Annotated in this window: 19 protein-coding genes; all 19 read right to left on the bottom strand. The window is 51.6% G+C overall.

Annotated features, from left to right (window positions below):
- Window positions 1-44: 44 nt before the first annotated feature.
- Window positions 45-275, bottom strand: a complete 231-nt coding sequence (locus tag HP435_RS16585) for a YlzJ-like family protein (RefSeq protein ID WP_063227577.1) — start codon at window positions 273-275, stop codon at window positions 45-47.
- A complete protein-coding gene (locus HP435_RS16590; protein WP_122965240.1) occupies window positions 272-1,102 on the bottom strand; it encodes a ClpP family protease in 831 nt (276 codons plus the stop codon). Before HP435_RS16590 ends, HP435_RS16585 begins: the two co-directional genes overlap by 4 nt.
- Before the next feature lie 122 nt (window positions 1,103-1,224).
- Window positions 1,225-2,901 (bottom strand): ribonuclease J, encoded by a 1,677-nt coding sequence (locus tag HP435_RS16595; RefSeq protein WP_122965239.1) that lies wholly within the window; start codon window positions 2,899-2,901, stop codon window positions 1,225-1,227.
- Between the two features lie 153 nt (window positions 2,902-3,054).
- Window positions 3,055-3,921, bottom strand: coding sequence for a 4-hydroxy-tetrahydrodipicolinate synthase (dapA, locus tag HP435_RS16600; RefSeq protein ID WP_122965238.1), 867 nt, complete (start codon window positions 3,919-3,921; stop codon window positions 3,055-3,057).
- 58 nt (window positions 3,922-3,979) lie between these two features.
- Entirely contained in the window at window positions 3,980-5,206 is a 1,227-nt protein-coding gene (gene dapG, locus HP435_RS16605) for an aspartate kinase (protein WP_122965237.1), read from the bottom strand.
- A gap of 11 nt (window positions 5,207-5,217) precedes the next feature.
- On the bottom strand, window positions 5,218-6,258 hold the full coding sequence (locus HP435_RS16610; protein WP_063227582.1) for an aspartate-semialdehyde dehydrogenase: 1,041 nt from the start codon (window positions 6,256-6,258) through the stop codon (window positions 5,218-5,220).
- Window positions 6,259-6,316: 58 nt separating this feature from the next.
- On the bottom strand, window positions 6,317-6,913 hold the full coding sequence (locus tag HP435_RS16615; RefSeq protein WP_063227583.1) for a dipicolinate synthase subunit B: 597 nt from the start codon (window positions 6,911-6,913) through the stop codon (window positions 6,317-6,319).
- Window positions 6,910-7,812: a dipicolinate synthase subunit DpsA gene (gene dpsA / locus HP435_RS16620; protein WP_122965236.1), complete on the bottom strand. Its 903-nt coding sequence runs from the start codon at window positions 7,810-7,812 to the stop codon at window positions 6,910-6,912. Before dpsA ends, HP435_RS16615 begins: the two co-directional genes overlap by 4 nt.
- A 137-nt stretch (window positions 7,813-7,949) precedes the next feature.
- A complete protein-coding gene (locus tag HP435_RS16625; RefSeq protein WP_122965235.1) occupies window positions 7,950-8,210 on the bottom strand; it encodes a YlmC/YmxH family sporulation protein in 261 nt (86 codons plus the stop codon).
- 89 nt (window positions 8,211-8,299) lie between these two features.
- Complete coding sequence (locus HP435_RS16630) at window positions 8,300-9,553, bottom strand: M16 family metallopeptidase (RefSeq protein ID WP_122965234.1); 1,254 nt, start codon at window positions 9,551-9,553, stop codon at window positions 8,300-8,302.
- Window positions 9,554-9,668: 115 nt separating this feature from the next.
- On the bottom strand, window positions 9,669-10,640 hold the full coding sequence (locus HP435_RS16635; RefSeq protein ID WP_173598870.1) for a polysaccharide deacetylase family protein: 972 nt from the start codon (window positions 10,638-10,640) through the stop codon (window positions 9,669-9,671).
- A gap of 143 nt (window positions 10,641-10,783) precedes the next feature.
- On the bottom strand, window positions 10,784-12,928 hold the full coding sequence (pnp, locus tag HP435_RS16640) for a polyribonucleotide nucleotidyltransferase (RefSeq protein ID WP_122965232.1): 2,145 nt from the start codon (window positions 12,926-12,928) through the stop codon (window positions 10,784-10,786).
- A 261-nt stretch (window positions 12,929-13,189) separates the two neighbouring features.
- Window positions 13,190-13,459: a 30S ribosomal protein S15 gene (gene rpsO, locus HP435_RS16645; RefSeq protein ID WP_063227708.1), complete on the bottom strand. Its 270-nt coding sequence runs from the start codon at window positions 13,457-13,459 to the stop codon at window positions 13,190-13,192.
- A 134-nt stretch (window positions 13,460-13,593) separates the two neighbouring features.
- Entirely contained in the window at window positions 13,594-14,535 is a 942-nt protein-coding gene (locus tag HP435_RS16650) for a bifunctional riboflavin kinase/FAD synthetase (protein WP_063227589.1), read from the bottom strand.
- A gap of 3 nt (window positions 14,536-14,538) precedes the next feature.
- Window positions 14,539-15,465, bottom strand: a complete 927-nt coding sequence (gene truB, locus HP435_RS16655; protein WP_122965231.1) for a tRNA pseudouridine(55) synthase TruB — start codon at window positions 15,463-15,465, stop codon at window positions 14,539-14,541.
- Window positions 15,458-16,453 carry a DHH family phosphoesterase gene (locus tag HP435_RS16660; protein ID WP_173596496.1) on the bottom strand — a complete coding sequence of 332 codons (996 nt, stop codon included), beginning with the start codon at window positions 16,451-16,453 and terminating at the stop codon, window positions 15,458-15,460. The genes truB and HP435_RS16660 overlap by 8 nt, the downstream gene beginning before the upstream one ends.
- Window positions 16,443-16,808 (bottom strand): 30S ribosome-binding factor RbfA, encoded by a 366-nt coding sequence (rbfA, locus tag HP435_RS16665; RefSeq protein WP_063227592.1) that lies wholly within the window; start codon window positions 16,806-16,808, stop codon window positions 16,443-16,445. The genes HP435_RS16660 and rbfA overlap by 11 nt, the downstream gene beginning before the upstream one ends.
- A gap of 24 nt (window positions 16,809-16,832) precedes the next feature.
- On the bottom strand, window positions 16,833-17,114 hold the full coding sequence (locus tag HP435_RS16670) for a DUF503 domain-containing protein (protein ID WP_173596495.1): 282 nt from the start codon (window positions 17,112-17,114) through the stop codon (window positions 16,833-16,835).
- Window positions 17,114-19,693: a translation initiation factor IF-2 gene (gene infB / locus HP435_RS16675; RefSeq protein ID WP_173598871.1), complete on the bottom strand. Its 2,580-nt coding sequence runs from the start codon at window positions 19,691-19,693 to the stop codon at window positions 17,114-17,116. The genes HP435_RS16670 and infB overlap by 1 nt, the downstream gene beginning before the upstream one ends.
- Window positions 19,694-19,695 lie beyond the last annotated feature (2 nt).

Below are 19,695 nucleotides of genomic sequence, written 5' to 3' on the forward strand. Positions count from 1 at the left end.
CACAATTAGTATAACACAGGAAATTCATAGAAATACAGGACTTCTTAGACGAGCCATTCGGGGCGAAATTGAACTTTTTGTCCAGGGGCATAGTGCGGTTTCAAATAATCTTGCGGGTCTGGACTGATCAAACGGACAATTCTTCCTTCATACGGTCCGGTGCGCTCTACCAGCATCGTCGCGTGACCGTTCGTAATTTCTTCCAGCTCCTGCTTTTCGACCTGCTCCATATTGGCAAATACCGTTTCCGTCGGGATAATCGAGTACAAAATCATTGGAGAACGCGCTCCTCCCCGCTGCGTGCTTTCTCGATCAGCTCATTCAGCTTTTTCAACGCCTTGCCCAAGCCTCCGACCTCATCGATCAAGCCGTACTTGACGGCATCGACACCGATGACGTTTGTTCCGATGTCACGAGTCAACTCGCCTGTGCGCGTCATCAACTCGCGAAACTTTTCTTCGGAGATGTTGGAGTGGCGTGCGATAAAGCTGACGACGCGATCCTGCATTTTGTCCAGGTATTCAAACGTTTGCGGCACGCCGATCACAAGGCCAGTCAAGCGGATCGGATGAATCGTCATCGTGGCTGTCTCCGCGATAAAAGAATACGAGCCGGCAACTGCAATCGGCACGCCAATGCTGTGGCCGCCGCCAAGAACGAGCGTCACGACCGGCTTGGACATCGACGACACCATCTCGGCGATCGCCAGCCCTGCTTCAACGTCTCCCCCGACCGTGTTCAAAATGACGAGTACGCCTTCGATTTTGTTGTTCTGCTCGGCTGCCACGAGCTGCGGAATGAGGTGTTCGTACTTGGTCGTCTTGTTTTGCGGAGGCAGCTGAATATGCCCTTCTACTTGCCCGATAATGGTCATACAATAAATATTGCTTTCCAGTTGCGGAACATTCGTTTGCCCCAGCTGGGTGATGGAGTCCAAGAGCTTTTTCTTCGGATCTTCCTGCGCAGGCGCTTCAGGCGGAGCAACGGCAGGCTCCTGCTCTTCCGGAGGTGAGCTTTGTGGCGCTGGGCCTTTGTTATTGTTCAGTGCTGTGCTTGCAAATGGGGGCTTATTTAAAAATTGGTTGTATGGTTGCTTCGACATGGATGATACTCCCTCCCTTTCCTCTGTAGTATGGATAGCAGGTGGGAAAATCATGCGCCCGGGCAAGCCAAAAAAAGCCAGGAACCCCTGTGGTTACAGAGGATTCCTGACTCTTTGCTTGCTTACACTTCCATGATAATCGGCAAGATCATCGGACGGCGACGAGTTTGTTCGTACAGGTAACGTCCCAACGATTCTTTTACATTGTTTTTGAGGGATGACCATTCATTTACGTTTTCTTCCATGCACTTGACAAGTGTTTGGGTCACTATGCGATTCGCTTCATCCAGCAATTCCTCGGATTCACGCACATAGACGAAACCGCGAGAGATGATGTCTGGACCAGAAAGAATCGTGCCATTTTGTTTGCTGAGTGTAACGACAACTACCAGTATGCCATCTTGTGACAGTAATTTGCGATCTCTAAGTACGATGTTTCCTACATCGCCGACACCGAGGCCGTCGATCAGGACATTGCCCGCGTGGACTTTCGGGCCGTAACGCGCCCGTCCACCGGAGATTTCCACCGTGTCGCCGTTATCCAGCAAAAAGATGTTCTCCTCCGGGATGCCAACCTGTTCAGCGAGGAGCGAGTGCGTTTTGAGCATCCGGTATTCGCCGTGAACAGGAATAAAGTACTTAGGCTTCATTAAATTCAACATCAGGCGCAACTCTTCCTGGCTGCCATGACCGGAGACGTGGACGGTTCCGTTTGGTCCATGGCCGCCATAAATGACGTCAGCGCCAATTCTCGAAAGCTGGTCAATCGTGCGTGCAACATACTTTTCATTCCCCGGAATCGGGGTCGCTGCGATGATGACCGTATCTCCTGGAAGGATGTCAATTTTCCGATGGGCGGATCGGGCCATGCGTGTGAGCGCAGACATTGGCTCTCCTTGGCTTCCAGTAGATAAAATAACGACTTGCTCAGCAGGCAGCTTGTTGATTTCGTCGCTCTCGACAATCAAGCCGTCCGGAACGAACAAATAACCCAGCTCTCTGCTGATATTCATGACATTTTGCATGCTTCGGCCAACAACCGTCAGCTTGCGGTTGAACTGCACCGCTGCATCCACGACCTGCTGAATGCGGTGAACGTTGGATGCGAAGGTAGAAACGACGATGCGTCCCGTCGCCTTGCTGAAAACATCCTTGATCGCGATGCCAACAGAGCGCTCCGATCCGGTAAATCCTGGACGTTCTGCATTGGTACTGTCCGACAACAGGCACAGCACTCCACGATCGCCAATCATCGCCATTTTGGCCAAGTCGGCTGCCTGGTTATTGATTGGTGTTTGATCGAACTTGAAGTCCCCGGTGTGGACGACGTAGCCTTCCGGTGTGTCCAGGCATACTCCCACGCAATCCGGGATACTGTGATTCACCCGGAAAAAGGTCGCTTTCATTTTCCCGAGGACAACCTCTGAATCACTGTTGATCAATACTCGTTTCGTTTCGTTTAGAATACCCGCTTCTTTCAATTTTGCATCAATCAGACCGAGGGTAAGTTTTGTCGCATAAACCGGGACTTTCAAATGCTTCAGCACGTAGCTGAGGCCGCCGATGTGGTCTTCGTGTCCATGCGTAATAATAATACCCCGAACTTTATCACGGTTCTCTTCCAAGTAGGTGATATCCGGAATCACCATGTCAATTCCCAGCATTTCCTCTTCCGGGAATTTCAATCCGGCATCAATCACTACGATGTCGTCCCCGCTTTGTACCACGTACATATTCTTCCCAATTTCGCCGACTCCGCCCAGGGCGAAAATGAGAACAGAGTGATTCGACTTTGCCAAACGTGTAACCTCCTATATTTAGTTGTCATGTCCACTCAAAAAAACCGCCCCAAATCACTTGTTTTCATTATACCCGAAGTGAAAACCTGAACACAAGGAAAAAGAGCCATCCCGTTTATGGAATGGCTCTTGGTCTTCTTGTTATTGGGCTTCTTAGGCGAACAAGGAGTGGACAAACGCTTTTTCCTGTTCGTTCAGCTCGACCAATGGCAGACGAACTCCACCAGTGGCTACTCCCAGTTTTTCCAGAGCGACTTTTGTCGGCCCAGGACTTGGATAAGCGAACAGTCCGTCGAACACAGGCACGAGCTTGCGATGAATGCTCGCCGCTTCCGCATGGTTGCCCTGGAAAAAAGCGTCCATCATCTCCGTCATTTGCCGGCCGACAACGTGACTGGCTACACTGACAATCCCCACTCCGCCAATGGACAAAATCGGCAAAGTCAGTCCGTCATCACCGCTGTACAGCTCAAAGCCTTCCGGAGCATGCTCGATAATTTGCGCCATTTGGCTCAAATTGCCGGATGCTTCTTTGATGCAGACCACATTGGGCAGCTGGGCCAAGCGCAAGGTCGTCTCCGCAGTCATATTCACGACAGAACGGCCCGGCACGTTGTACAGCATGACCGGAAGCTCTGTGGACTCTGCCAGCGCTTTGAAATGAGCGTACAGGCCCTCCTGAGACGGCTTGCTGTAGTAAGGAGCAACGACCATCACGGCATCTACGCCAATCGATTGAACAGCCTCGGTGAACTCGATGCTCGCTGCGGTGTCATTGCTGCCTGTTCCAGCGATAATATGGCACTTCCCTTTTGCATAAGCGACTGCGTGGCGAAACAGCTCCAGCTTCTCCGCACGGGAGAGCGTCGGCGATTCGCCAGTTGTGCCGCTCAGCACGATCCCTGTCGTTCCGTTTGCGATCAGGTGATCGATCAGGCGTTCCGTTTTATCGAAATCGATCTGTAATTGTTCATTAAAAGGCGTTACCATCGCGGTAACAAGCCGACCAAAACGTGCCACTAGCTTTCCAACTCCTCTTGTTGTGATCAGTAGGCATCAAAAATGAAGATAAGATCGCTCACATATGGTGGGCATGGAGATTGAACTGCTGATGCAAGGCGCGTACGGCCCGCACCATATCCATCTCATGCACCAAAACCCAGATGGTCGTATGGGAGTCAGCTGACTGAAGAATCTGGATGTCTTCCTGCGTCAATGCCTCTACGATTTGTGCCATGACGCCCGGCACTCCCGTCATTCCTGCCCCGATTACCGACACTTTCGCGCAATGCGGCAAGAGCTGCGGCTCATATCCCATGTCCGTCAGCAGCTCGGCTGCTTTGGCTCCCATCTCATCGTGAACCGTGTAAGCAACCCCTAACGGATTCACGTTGATGAAATCGACACTGATATTATTGGTTGCCATGGTTTTGAAAACTTGCAGCTGTGTATCGTAGTACCCTTCCTTGTTGGCTACCTTGATCTGCGTAATATTCGGCACGTGGGCGATCCCCATGACGACTCTGTCCTGAACCGAGTAGCCTTTTTTGCCGATCTCCAGCATGGTCGTCACAAGTGTACCAGGGTCGTCCGAAAACGTAGAGCGGACACGAATCGGCACGTTGGCCTGCATCGCGATTTCTACCGCTCGTGGATGGATGACTTTTGCTCCGAGGTGAGCCATGTTGCAAATTTCCGTGTAAGTCACCATTTCCAGCGGCTGCGCTTCTTCGACGATCCGCGGGTCCGCTGTCATGATGCCTTCCACATCGGTAAAAATGTCCACCATTTCCGCTTGCAGGGCAACGCCGAGCGCTGTTGCTGTCGTGTCGCTGCCGCCGCGGCCGAGCGTCGTAATTTCCCAATCGACCGTCCTTCCCTGAAACCCGGGAACGATCACCACTTGACCCGCTTGCAAGTCTTGCAAAATGCGGCTCGGGTCAATGGTCGTAATTTGCGCGTTGGTAAAATCGTCGCTGGTCACGATGTTGGCCTGACCGCCTGTCAAAATCGTCGCTTTGATTCCACGCGCGTTCAACATGCTGCACATGACTGTAGCGGAGATGATTTCCCCCGTATGCATCAGCATATCCATTTCACGACGGGGCAGTTGGTTCCCATTGGAGCGAACCAACTGCAAAAGAGTATCGGTTGCATATGGGTCACCCTTGCGCCCCATGGCCGATACGACAACGACGAGGGCATAGCCTTCGTCGATCGCCTTTTCTATATGGTAGATTGCCCGCATCCGGCAATCTTCCGTCGTCAAGGAAGAACCACCGAACTTCTGGACGAGAATCTTCACAAACCTCTCCCCTATGCTCTTGCTTTGATGAGTTCTTCAGCGATTTGTACTGTATTCCATGCTGCACCTTTGAGAAGGTTGTCAGATACGATCCACATATGCAGTCCTCGAGGGTGATGGAGATCACGACGCAAGCGGCCGACAAAAATATCCAGCTTGCCAGTAGCATCCGTAGCCAGAGGATACTGCTGTTCTTGCGGCGCGTCTACCACCACTACGCCAGGGGCGTTTTCCAAGAGTGCTTTTACTTCGTTCAGGTCGTAATCCTGTTTCAATTCGACGTATACCGACTCACTGTGTCCGTAAACGACCGGAATGCGTACGCATGTGGCAGAAACCAGCACCGTGTCATCACCGAAGATTTTTTTGGTTTCATTCACCATTTTCATCTCTTCGTAAGTAAAACCGTTGTCGGTAAACACATCAATTTGCGGAATCGCGTTAAAGGCAATTTGATGGTGAACAGGCAGCTTGCCAACAGGCAGAACCTGACATTGTGCCTCTTTGCCGTCAAGCACGTCGCGGCTCTGTTCGTGCAACTCATTGATTGCCGATTGGCCTGCGCCAGAAACTGCCTGGTAAGTAGAAACGATAATGCGGTCTATTCCAAAACGATCATACAAGGGTTTCAGAGCGGCTACCATCTGAATGGTGGAGCAGTTCGGATTCGCAATGATTCCATTATGGGCGAGAGCGGCATCCATGTTTACTTCAGGCACCACCAGAGGAACATCCGGGTCCATCCGGAACGCGCTGGTATTGTCAATGACGACAGCACCGTGGCGCACTGCATGATGAGCCAGTTCCTTGCTCACGGAGCCACCCGCGCTAAACAAGGCAAAATCGATTCCCGCAAAGCTATCAGGAGTTGCTTCTTCCAGGACAACTTCTTGTCCCTTGAACGTGACCGTCTTGCCGGCAGAACGTCCAGAAGCAAGCAGCTTGAGCTGTTTAATGGGGAAGTTGCGCTCTTCCAGCAAGCGAATCATTTGTTGTCCGACTGCGCCAGTCGCACCGACTACTGCTACATTGTAAGTCAGTTGGTTAGCCATCTCTTACTCTCCTCCTAATCGCAAAAAAGCAGGTAAATTGTTTTTTCTGTCGTTTTGTTTAGTAGTTGAACCTTTCGATGAGCAAGGGTTGCAATTGCCTACCTTCCAATGCTGCCTCGCATGTTTCCAGTAACAGATCCATGCGGGCTACGAGCGAGTTTGGCTTTTTATCCGGAGCATCCTGCCCGAATGGCACGAAATAGATATTCTTCGCCGCCAACAGCTTGGCAATATTGGCAGCATTTAATCCCAAACCATCGTTCGTGGAGATTGCGATGACAAGCGGTCGCAAATTGCGCATGGTCGCTTTGGCCGCCATGAGGACGGCGCTGTCGGTAATCGCGTTTGCCAGGCGGCTGGTCGAGCTGCCTGTGCATGGTGCAATCAACATAACGTCCAACAATTTTGAAGGGCCCAAAGGTTCTGCCTGGGGAATCGTTGAAATCAGTTCCTCCCCTGTCAAATCCTTGATTTGCTGCTGCCAGCTTTGCGAGGTGCCAAAACGCGTATCCGTCGTCATGATTGTATTCGAAACAATCGGGATGACTCTTGCTCCAGCATCCACAAATCGCTTGATCTGCGGCATCGTCTCTTCAAACGTGCAATGCGATCCAGACAATCCGAAACCAATGGTCTTCCCCTGCAGACTGCTCATGATGATGACTCCCCCCTGGTTTTCCTCTGCTCCGCAATGAGACGAGACAAAGTCTGGGCCAAAATCTGCCCTGCGGTTTTCGGTGCAACGATTCCAGGCAATCCGGGAGCGAGAAGCGCTTTAATGCCTCTTCTTTCGGCGTATCGAAAATCTGTCCCTCCCGGTTTGGAGGCAAGATCGAGAATAAACGCCGACTGCGGCATTTGAGCGATTACCTCTGCCGTGAGTAGTAGCTGCGGGATGGTATTAAAAATGAAATCAGCATTCGTGACTTGTTGCTTTAGCTCACTGATCGGGAAGGGAGTCAATCCCATCTCATAGATGCGTGCCAAGTGTTCCTGACGCCTAGCCCCCACTCTTACACGGGCTCCCAGTGCATGCAGGGCCCGGGCCATAGACAAACCTGTTCGTCCCAATCCCAAAACAATTGACGAAGATCCATGAATCGTGATATCCGTATTTTGAATCGCCATCATCAGCGCTCCCTCCACAGTAGGGATGGAGTTGTATATGGCTACGTCATCTCGATCCAGCAGTTCCACAAGCGGAACTTGCTTGGATGCCAACAGTTTTTTCAGGTAAGGTTTAGCCATTCCCGTATATACCACACAATGCTTAGGCAAGCTCTCCACGTGTTGATCCAGAAGCTGCATTTGTTTGGAGCAAAAAATGCTTTCCACAAAGCCTTGGTCATCGGTTCCTACGATGGGCAGGATGAGGGCGTCCACGTCTTTCAACACATCGCATGTTAATGGTCTCTTCGTTGCCCCTGTAAAATTGCTTTCCAGGTTGTCGAAGCCAACTAACGTGACACTGGCGTCCAGCTGAATGCATCGCTTGATGACTTCCAGCTGGCGAGCGTCTCCGCCAATGAAGGCAACATGTATGCCCGTTAGCATGCTGCGTTCCCCTTTCCACACATTTTACTGCATTAAATGATCGGAACGCAAAGGTTTTCCTTTTGAAAAAGTTGTCGGAAGTCCGTGCGCTCTACCCCCATCCTATTCGGCTTGCGCTACTTCGGTGACAGCAGAGCCTACTTTTGCGAAGCCTGTGTCTCTTCTTGTCCGAGCGAGACGATGACCATGTCCGGACCGATTTTCACGATGGAGCTCCACGGGATCACCAGGTCTTCGCGTTTTTTGCCGAAGCCAAAAAAGCTGCTGCCTGGCAAAATGATCGACTGAATCGCGCCGTTTTCCGGCTGGATGACGAGGTCGGAGTCGCTGATCACCCCCATTTTTTCCCCGTTGTCCAAGCCGATGATTTCTTTGCCGCCCAGTTCGCTAAGCCGCATTGGCCAAGCCCCCCTTTGTCCTTGTTTGCGTTACTGTTGATATACGCAAAAAAATCCGGGCTATGCCGGATTTTTCGCAAAGGGAAAAGCTATAGCAAAATGTCGTTTTTCACGTTGGCAGGGTATCCCTCAAGCGGGCTTACCATCGCCATCGCCAGCTTCGAGCGGAACAGCTCCTGCGCGACAGCCAGGACAGATTCGTGCGAGACGCGGTCGATTTTGGCGATGATCTCGTCCAGATTGAGGTGGCGTTCCAGGAGCAGCTCGTTTTTGCCAAGGCGGCTCATCCGGCTGTTGGTGCTTTCCAGGCTGAGCATCAGGCTGCCTTTCAGCTGCTCTTTTCCTTTGTTCAGCTCTTTGTCGGAGATGCCGCGGTCAGCCACATCGCGCAGGACGTTTGTCACGATATCGAACACTTGACCCACGTGCTCAGGCGCTGTGCCCGTATACACAGTGAAAGTTCCCGCTTCCTTGTAGGAAGAATGGTACGAATAGACCGAGTATGCCAATCCCCGCTCTTCGCGAATTTCCTGGAAGAGACGCGAGCTCATGCTGCCTCCCAATACGTTGTTCAGCAAAATGAGCGAGTACACATCCGGGTGACCGACTTTAAACCCTGGCAGGGACAGGCACAAGTGCGCCTGCTCAGTCGCTTTGTTGTGGGCGATCACATTCGCAGCAAACTCGGGTTCTGACAGAGGCGCCAGCTTGCCTTGGCGCGAAAAGCCGCTGAAGCGCTTCTTGATCTCTTCAATGAGGTTGTCATCAAAGTTCCCTGCTACCGTCACCACTGTATTGGACGGAAGGTAGTGGGCGTCGATGTAGCTCAGCAAATCGTCGCGTTTCAGACTGCGCAGGACGTCTTCCGTACCCAAAATCGAGTAGCCGAGCGGGTGTTTGCTGTAAGTAGCCCTGGCAATCAAATCGTGCACAAGATCGTCAGGCGTATCCTCGTACATGCTGATTTCTTCAATGACGACATTTTTTTCTTTTTCCAGTTCCTCTGCGTCGAAGACAGAGTGGAAATACATATCGGAAAGCACGTCTAACGCGATCGGTGCGTGCTGGTCGAGCACTCGCGCATAATAGCAGGTGTACTCTTTCGATGTGAATGCGTTTACGTTTCCGCCGATCTCATCAAAAGTCTCCGCGATTTCTTTCGCAGACCGGGTACTTGTACCTTTAAAAAACATATGCTCAAGAAAATGGGAAATCCCGTTGTTTTTCTCCTGTTCATATTTCGAACCGGTCCCCACCCAGATGCCCAAAGCAACAGAGCGAACGGACGGAATTTTTTCCGTCACAATTCGAAGACCGTTTTCACATGTATGACGTTGTATCACGCAAATCCTCCTCGGTTGATCATCTCTCTATCCGCAACTTCCGGGAAATGGCTGTAAACACGTCTAACTATAGCAAACTTCTTTTGTCTCCACAATAAATGAGCTTGTTTTCCCATCACGGGAGTCGGCGGCTGGACAAAACTTCCGAGACGGTGACGGGCTGAAGCCCCTTTTTCTTGGCGATTGTCAGCAACTGGTCGAGACTCGCCTGTGACGCGGCTGTCGGGTGCATCAGCACCAATGTTCCGTTGCTCATCAAACCGCTGATCTTTTTAATCACGAGGCTGGGAGAAGGCTTTTTCCAGTCTACCGTATCCGCCGTCCACATAATCGTCTTCATCTGGTACGAGGAGTGGGCAATTTGAACCACCTGCTTGTTGAATGCACCCGAAGGAGGGGCGAACAAGATGGGCTTGATCTCCAGCGTCTTGGTGATGATCTCCTGTGTCCGACTGATCTCTTGATGGATGCGCTGCGTGCCCAGGGTGCTCATGTCAGGGTGCGAGTAGGCATGGTTGCCAATCTCGTGTCCGCGCGCTGCAATTTTTTTCGCCTCTTCCGGATAGCGTTTGACCCACGAGCCATCCAGAAAAAACGTCGTCTTCACTTGATGCTTATCCAACGTATCCAGCATGGAGTCCAAATATTCGTTGCCCCAGGCCACATTTATCATGAAGGAGATCGTCGGCTTTTTCGGATTTCCGCGATAGATCGGCTGTGCTCCAAGCTGGTCAAGTGAAATCGCGGGAGGTACTTCTTTATATACCAACATTTCCGGTCCTGCTACTCCCGTTGCCAACATTTTCTCGACGGAAGCGTCCACATCGACGATTCGCCCGTTGTAGCCGGGAATGGCTTTCCATGTCGGATCAATGACCGCGTCGATCGGCGCTTCATCCCGCTCGGCTTTCCACTTCTCCACCTGGGCGCGCAACCGTTCTTTTTCATCCAAAATTTTTTCCGCCGTTACGGTCTGTTCCTTTTTCACAAAGCTGATATATTCGTGAATTGGCTGGTATTGCAGCAGCATGATCATTCCGACTGCGACAAAGACCGTAACCCAAAGCCTGCTCTTTCTTTCCGCCATCGTGGAGCCAGCCCTCCTTATGTACGTACAAGTCTCTCTTTGTCCAATGTATGAGCATACCGAGTGACTTAGACATTTTTGGCCAAAAGAAAAAAGCTTCCGTACACGAATTTCTTCGAGTGACGAAGCCTTTTGTTTGTTGATTATTCTGCTTGGGTCGGAGCATTTTCGGCCTGAGCCGCAGCTTGCTCTTTGAGTACAGCTTTGCGGGACAGATTGATGCGACCTTGATCGTCAATCTCTGTCACCTTCACTTGCACCTTGTCGCCAACAGCAACTACGTCTTCCGTCTTGGCTACGCGTTCTTCTGCCAATTGGGAGATATGGCACAAGCCTTCTTTGCCTGCAAACAGCTCGATGAACGCTCCGTACTTCTCTACGCGCTTGACGGTTCCCAGATAAATCTGGCCGACAGCGACCTCGCGAACCAGGTCCTCGATGATTTGTTTGGCACGCAGATTCGCTTCGTGATTGATCGAAGCGATGAAGACTCGTCCATCTTGCTCGATGTCGATTTTTACGCCGGTTTCTTCGATAATCTTGTTGATGACGCGACCTTGTGGGCCGATGACATCACGGATTTTCTCCGGATTGATCGACATAGTCAATATCTTAGGCGCATAAGGAGACAGCTCTTCACGCGGTTTGGAAATGGTGCTCATCATATGCTTCAGGATGTGCAAACGACCTTCACGCGCTTGCTCCAAAGCTTGCTCCAAGATTTCGCGGTTGATCCCGGAAATTTTGATATCCATCTGGATCGCGGTTACACCCGCTTCGGTGCCAGCCACTTTGAAGTCCATATCGCCCAGGTGGTCTTCCATGCCTTGGATGTCTGTCAAGATCGAGAAAGACTGTTCGTCCTTGCTCATGATCAAGCCCATTGCGATACCTGCTACAGGTGCTTTGATCGGCACCCCTGCATCCATCAGAGCCAATACGCTCGCGCAAATGGAAGCTTGCGACGTCGAACCGTTGGACTCGATGACTTCGGAAACCAGTCGGATCGTGTACGGGAACTCGTGTTCAGATGGAATGATCGGCTCAATCGCGCGCTCACCCAACGCTCCGTGCCCGATTTCACGACGGCCTGGAGGACGCAGTGGACGAGCTTCACCTACGCTGTATGGCGGGAAGTTGTAGTGGTGCATGAATCGCTTCGACTCTTCCAGACCGAGTCCGTCCAGGATTTGCACATCACCCAGCGCCCCAAGCGTGCACACGCTCAAAGCTTGTGTTTGACCACGGGTGAACATCGCGGAACCGTGCGTACGGGACAAGATGCTTGTCTCGCTGGAAAGCGGGCGAATTTCGCCAAGAGCCCGTCCATCCGGACGAACTTTTTCTTCGGTAATGAGGCGGCGAACTTCGTCTTTGACGATGTTGCCCAACACTTCGCCAATCATCTTTTCCTGCTCCGGATAGTTTTCCGGATCTTTGGCAGCGAAATGCTCTTTCGTCTCGTCCTTGATCGCGTCAATCGCGTCGTAACGAGCCTGCTTTTCTTCAATCCGAACCGCTTCTTTCAGACGTGCTTCTGCAAATGCGCGCACAGCCTGATCGATTTCCGGATCGACTTCATGCAGGATGACTTCCATTTTTTCTTTGCCGATTTCTGCCACGATCTGGTTTTGGAACTCAACCAGCTTCTTGATAACCTCGTGACCTGTCATGATTGCTTCGAGCATGACAGACTCCGGCACTTGATTTGCGGCAGCCTCGACCATGTTGATCGCTTTGTGTGTACCTGCGACTACGAGGTGAATATCGCTTTTTTCTGCCTGCTCCACAGTCGGGTTGATGATGAACTCGCCGTCAATGCGCCCAACGATGACACCGGCAATCGGACCTTCAAACGGAATTTCGGAAACGCAAAGAGCGGCAGACGTACCGATCATAGCGGCGATTTCCGGTGAGCAGTCCTGATCAACCGACAGAACAGTATTGACAATTTGTACGTCGTTACGGAATCCTTCTGCGAAAAGGGGACGAATTGGGCGGTCAATCAAGCGGCTTGCCAAAATCGCTTTTTCGCTTGGACGACCTTCTCTTTTAATAAAGCCGCCGGGAATTTTTCCGACTGCATAGAGACGTTCCTCATAGTTAACAGTCAACGGGAAAAAATCAAGAGCTTTTGGCTCTTTCGAGACTGTAACTGCAGACAGGATTGCCGTATCGCCGTACCGAACCAGAACCGATCCGTGAGCCTGTTTGGCCATTTTGCCAAATTCCAGGGTCAGCTTGCGGCCTGCCAGTTCAAAATCGTATGTACGGTATTGTTGCTCCATGATGCTAGCAGTCCTCCTTCACGACAATGTGCATATCTACACTTTGTTTTCTACCTGTATGTATTATTTCCTGCCACCATGAAAATTAAATGGTGAGCTTTGGCAGTCATTTTGGATAATAAAAAAAGCTTCTTTTGAAGCCATTTTCATCACGCTTGAATCACTTTATTTGTATCGTTTCAGAGAGCCTGACAACAGATGTGCCAAGCTCCCCTACACGATAGAAAAAGCGGGAAGAACCCGCTTTTTGCAAAACGCTGACTAGCGGCGCAGACCCAGACGGTCTACAACCGAACGATAGCGTTGAACATCTGCTTCACGCAAGTATGTCAACAGGTTACGGCGTTGACCTACCATTTTCAACAGACCACGACGGCTGTGGTGATCTTTTTTGTGCGTACGCAAGTGTCCGTTCAGGTTGTTAATGTTTTCGGTCAAGATAGCGATTTGAACTTCCGGAGAACCGGTGTCGTTGTCATGAGTACGGAACTCTTGAATCAGTTGAGTTTTACGCTCTTGAGACAATGCCATCATGACTCACCTCCTTTTTTTATATCCCGTTAGCCGAGTCTGCCGTCGGTGAGCATCGGACAGCCAAGCTGCGGTTATCTGTACAACGTTTTGAATTATAGCATACCATTTTTGAAAAAGCAAAGAGATTCGTTTTACGAGACTCCGCTCGCAAACTTTTGCTTCGCCGCGTCTACATCCCGGCCAATTTGCGCAATCAGAGCTTCCACACCAGCGAATTTTTGCTCTTCGCGGATATAGAAGAGGAACTCTACTTCTACCTCTTTGTCGTAAATCTCACCAGAGAACTCGAAAATGTGTACTTCTAGCGATTTTTCTTTTTTCTCCAGTTCAAACGTAGGCTTGATTCCCACATTCATGACCCCGTAGTAGCTTTTCGCATCGACTGTAAACCGCACTCCGTACACGCCGTTTTTGCCGATCAAATACGGAGCGTTGACCCGAACGTTTGCTGTAGGGAAGCCGATTGTGCGCCCGCGCTTGTCGCCGTGCACGACTTTGCCGCGAACCTTGTACGGACGGCCAAGCAGGTGACGCACTTGCTCTACGTTGCCGTGGTGGAGATACTCGCGAATGATCGTGCTGCTCACTTTTTCGCCCAAGCGGTTAACCGGGCTGATGATGTCGAGGCCATAGCGGCCTTTGCTCATCTCCTGCAGCGTGTGGGCCGTTCCCATTCCTCTGTATCCAAAAGTGTAATCAAATCCGACCACAACATGCTGGCAAGCGAGCGGGAGCATGCACTCGGTAATGAAGTCCTCCGGGTAAACCGCAGCAAACCCGATATCGAACTTCATGACATACGTCGTGTCTACCCCCATCTTCTCGAATTGTTCCAGTTTGTCCGACAGAGGAGTCAGGTAGCTCGTATAGCCGCTCTGCCCAAGAACCTCGCGCGGATGAGGGTCAAAAGTCAGAACGGTACTTTCCCATCCGTTCGCTTTTGCTGTATCAATCGCCTTTTGAATGACTCGGCGATGTCCAATATGTACACCATCGAAGTAGCCAAGTGCAATTGCGCACGGCTTCGCTTGCAATTCATTCGGTAGTGGATAGGTCAGGGAGATCGTTTTCACGGTTTACACCTCGGCTGGAAAGACTTTTTCTGCTTTGGCGAAAAGACCTTTGTCCCCACGGCACACGCGATGAATGCCAAGCAGCTCTTCCCCTGCAAACAGGCAGATCAAGCTGCCAACCTCGGCCGTTACACCCGGCAGTGCAGTCGCCAGTCCGTTGCGTACCGCGCGGGTTCGCTCCGGCTTGACCTGATAAGACGGCAAAAATGAAATCGCCTGTGGGATGGAGACAAGATAACGGGAGAGATCCTCCCCATTGGCAGCCCGCTCCTCCAGTTCCTGAAGAGGAATCGCCTCCCCTTCCATGAACGGACCGCTCTTGATTCGCCGAAGCAGCTTCATATGGGCAGGATACCCCAGAGAGCGTCCGAGGTCAACACATAAGGTGCGCATGTATGTACCTTTCGAGCACGTGCAGGAGAAAGAGATGTCGACATAGTCTTGGTCTGTCTTGATCTCGTGAAGCGTCAACTCGTAAAGCGTAACTTTGCGCGCCTGTCTCTCAATCACAGTGCCTTCTCGCGCCAAGTCGTAAAGACGCTTTCCGTTTACTTTGACGGCTGAAAACATCGGCGGCACTTGTTCGATTTCACCCAAAAAGGAGGCAAACAAGCTTTCGATGCGCTCCTGCGTAATGGACGCAGCGTCTACTTGCGCCTGTTCCAGCAGCTCTCCCGAAGCGTCCTCCGTCGTAGTCGCGGAGCCGAGGCGCATGACCACCGAATAGCGCTTGGGCAGTTCTTGCAAATACTCCACCAGCCGGGTAGCGTTCCCGACACATATCGGGAGCACTCCGGTCACATCCGGATCGAGTGTTCCCGTATGCCCGACTTTTTTTGTACCATACAGCCGACGGATACGCGCCACGCAGTCGTGGGAGGTCATACCCGCCGGCTTGTCGATTACCAGCACGCCATGGTTGCTACTCATCGTGTTTCACTCCTAATGCTGGTTCCAATACGTCCCATACCTTTTGCTTCGCTTCTGCAATCGTTCCCTTGACCGTGCAGCCGGATGCTTTGGCATGCCCTCCGCCGCCAAGCTGCTTGGCGATGGCAGACACGTCGACGCGATCGCGGGCGCGCATACTCACCTTGACGACTCCCGGCTCTGCCTCGACAAAAGAAACGCCTACCTCGACGCCCTCGATATTGCGGCAGTAGTTCACCAGACCACCCGCATCCTCGCGTTGGGCATTTGCTTCCGAAAAATCGCCGACAGATACGGCAATCGAAGCGACGAGACTTCCATGAGACAGCTCCAGCGTCTGCAGCGCACGCCGCAACACTTTGACATGGGCAAAAGTGATCTCTTCCAGGCAGCGCTCCGCAACCTCGCCCGGCTTCACGCCATAGCTGAGCAAGCGTGCGGCAATTTCCATGACGCGCGGCGTCGTGTTGGAATAGCGAAAACCGCCTGTGTCCGTCAAAAGCCCTGTGTAGATGCACAGAGCGAGTTCTTCGTTAAAAGCAATCCCCGCCTGCTCTGCCACATCGAACAAAATCTCCGCCGTAGCTGCCGCTTCCGGACGAACGAGATTGACGGTTCCGAAATCGTCATTTGTCGGATGATGATCAATATTCAACAAAGCGGCTCCAGAAGCAAATAAAGACCGTACATCGCCCATCCGTGACTCATCGGCACAGTCTACGGCGATTACGGCCTCAAATGTTTCAGCAAGCGGTTGTTTGCGAAGGTCCCGCAAGCGGTCAAAACGCGGCAAAAAGTTGAACTTGAGCGGCGTTTCCCCTTCGTTTACCACCACGTATTCTTTTCCCAGCTGCTCTAGCATGAGCACGACTCCCAGTGCGGAGCCGGTAGCATCGCCATCTGGACTGATATGGGAAAGAACCAGGAAGCGGTTATGCTCCCGCAAAAAACGGGCCGCTTCCTCTACTGTTGCTTGATTACGATTCATCCTGTTTCTCTCCTTCTGTGGAGATTTCCCGCAGGATCGACTCAATTTTGGTACCGTAGTCAATCGACTCGTCCAGCTTGAAGACGAAATCAGGGATATGGCGCAGCTTCACGCGTTTGCCAATTTCGGTACGCAGGTAGCCTTTTGCTTTTGTCAGTCCTGCCAGAGAGGCTTTGCGCTCTTCCTCAGACCCAAAAATGCTGACGAATACTTTGGCAAGCTGAAGATCGCTGCTTACTTCTACATCCGTTACTGTGACAAAGCCGACGCGAGGATCTTTCAATCCACGCTGCAAAACGAGGCTCAGTTCTTTTTTGATTTCTTCACCGACGCGGCTAATCCGTGTTTTGTTCATTTACTCTCACCTCCGCTGGCTGTCCTATTCGTAGTATTCCGTATCGACCCGAATCAACTCGGCATCGGGATGGTTTTCCACAAATCGCACCACAGCCTGCATTTCTTGTTGTAAAAATGACATTTCATTAGCAACGGCAGCGATACCCAACACGGTACGCTGCCACTGCTCGTAATAAGCCACCTCAGCTGCGGAGACATTGAAACGGCTTCGCAGCTTGGCAATCAGACTTTTGACGATGGCCCGTTTTTCTTTCAAGTTTTGGCAAGCGGGCAGAAACAGTTCGATCTGCACCCCTGCTATCATTATTGCTTCACTTCAACCATGACGAAAGCTTCGACAACGTCGCCAACTTTCAGGTCTTGGAAGCGTTCCAAGGTCAGACCGCACTCGTAACCTGCGTTTACGTCTTTAGCGTCATCCTTGAAGCGTTTCAAGGTGTCCAGCTTGCCTTCGTAAATGACGATGCCTTCGCGAATCAGACGGGCACCTGCATCACGGCTCAGCTTGCCTTCGGTTACATAGCAACCAGCGATGTTTCCGACTTTGGATACTTTGAATACTTCGCGGATTTCTGCCTGACCGATGATGTTTTCTTTGTAAACAGGGTCCAGCATGCCTTTCAGGGCTTGCTCGATCTCTTCGATGACGGTGTAGATAACGCGGTGCAGGCGAATGTCGATCTTCTCTTGTTCAGCCATGCTGCGAGCGTTTGGCTCAGGACGCACGTTGAAACCGATGATGATGGCATTCGATGCGTTCGCCAAGGTTACGTCGGACTCGGTAATCGCTCCGACACCAGTGTGAATGATCTTCACGCGGGTACCGTTGACGTCGATCTTTTCCAGGGAACCGCGCAGAGCTTCTACAGAACCTTGCACGTCGCCTTTTACGATCAGGTTCAGCTCTTTGATATCGCCTTCCTGAATGTGTTGGAACAGATCGTCCAGCGATACGCGAGAGCTTTCGCGGCGCTCGGATTCGCGCTGTTTGACTGCGCGGGCTTCCCCGATCGCACGAGCTTTTTTCTCGTCTTCAAATACGCGGAACTGGTCGCCAGCTTGCGGCACATCGTTCAAACCTGTGATTTCCACTGGCGTAGATGGGCCTGCTTCTTTCAGACGACGGCCTTTGTCGTTCACCATCGCACGAACACGGCCATAAGCAGAACCGACTACGATCGGATCGCCGACACGCAGTGTTCCTTGCTGTACCAGGATGGTCGCTACAGGACCGCGGCCTTTGTCCAGCTCGGCTTCTACTACCGTACCACGCGCGCGCTTGTCAGGGTTTGCTTTCAGCTCCTGAACTTCTGCGACGAGCAAAATGTACTCCAGCAATTCTTCGATACCTGTACGCTGTTTGGCAGACAGAGGAGAGAAAATGGTTTCGCCGCCCCATTCTTCTGCAACCAGTTCATACTCGGTCAGTTCTTGCTTGATCCGGTCGATGTTGGCTTCCGGTTTGTCGACCTTGTTCACAGCTACGATGATCGGAACGTTCGCTGCTTTCGCATGGCTGATCGCTTCAATGGTTTGTGGCATAACACCGTCATCGGCTGCAACCACGAGAATCGTGATGTCCGTAATTTGCGCACCGCGTGCACGCATCGTTGTGAACGCCGCGTGACCAGGCGTATCGAGGAACGTGATCTTCTTGCCTTTGATCTCTACCTGGTAAGCACCGATGTGCTGGGTGATACCGCCTGCTTCGCCTGCTACTACGTTGGTAGAGCGGATGGCGTCGAGCAAAGTCGTTTTTCCGTGGTCAACGTGACCCATGATGGTAACAACCGGAGGACGCTCCAAAAGGGTTTCTGGTGCATCTACTTCTTCCAGCGTTTCGAAGTTTGTCTCGTCGATGATGATTTTTTCTTCCACTTCTACGCCGTAGTCAGCGCAGATCAACTCAATCGCTTCGCGTTCCAAATATTGGTTGATCGTTGCCATGATCCCCAAATTAAACAACTTTTTGATGATTTCCGCCGGTTCTCTGCGCAGTTTCACAGCCAACTCGTTCACTGTCAAGGAATCGGTAAAAGTGATTTTCGTTGGTGGTTCAATCACAGGGCGCTGCGCTTTTTGGGCACCGCGCTGGTTGTGATTGCCGCCACGACGGTTGTTTTGGTTGTTGCGGTTATTGCCGCCACGGAAAGGCTGGCTCTTTTTATTGTCTTCAAACGTCTTTTGCGTTTGCGGCGCTTTTTTGATTTTCTCGCGCTTTTCCATACCGACGTTGGATGGGAGTTTTACTTTGTCTTCAAACTCATCACCTGTGCGCGTCTCGGTTTGGCTGGTCGCAGCAGCCTGTTGCGGAGGACGCTGTTGGTTTTGCGGTCTTTGCTGTTGGTTCTGTGGTCTTTGTTGGCCTTGGCCTTGTGGTCGTTGTTGGTTTTGCGGTTTGCGGTCACTCGGTTTCGCAGGTTGACTTCTCATATGGTTTGGTCTTCTCTCCTGATTCTTCCCCTGATTTTTTCCATGTTGAGGACTTTGCTGATCGGGCTGTTTTCCACTTGCTGTGGTGTTGACTGGACGATTGTTGCTGGTAGCAAAACCGCCGCGATCGTTTTGTCTATCGCTTTTGGCAGCTTGTGACTGCTGACCTTGCCCCGGCTGTTGCTGGGACGGGGTCTGCTGTCCTCTGGATTCGTTGGGGCGTCGTTGTTCGTCCATTGGCTTTGGTCTTGCATCACTTGGCGTATTGCGTCCTTCCGGCTTGGAACCGGCGCGCAATTTGGCCATGTGATCCTCGATCCGCTTAATCGTCCCTTCTTCCATGATACTCATATGATTTGCTACTTCTATGTTCAATCGCTTTAGCAAATTGAGGATTTCCTTACTGCTCATGTTGTGCTGTTTGGCATATTCATACACACGTGTCTTCAAAT

This window comes from Brevibacillus sp. HD3.3A, from assembly GCF_013284375.2.
Taxonomy (GTDB): Bacteria; Bacillota; Bacilli; order Brevibacillales; family Brevibacillaceae; genus Brevibacillus; species Brevibacillus parabrevis.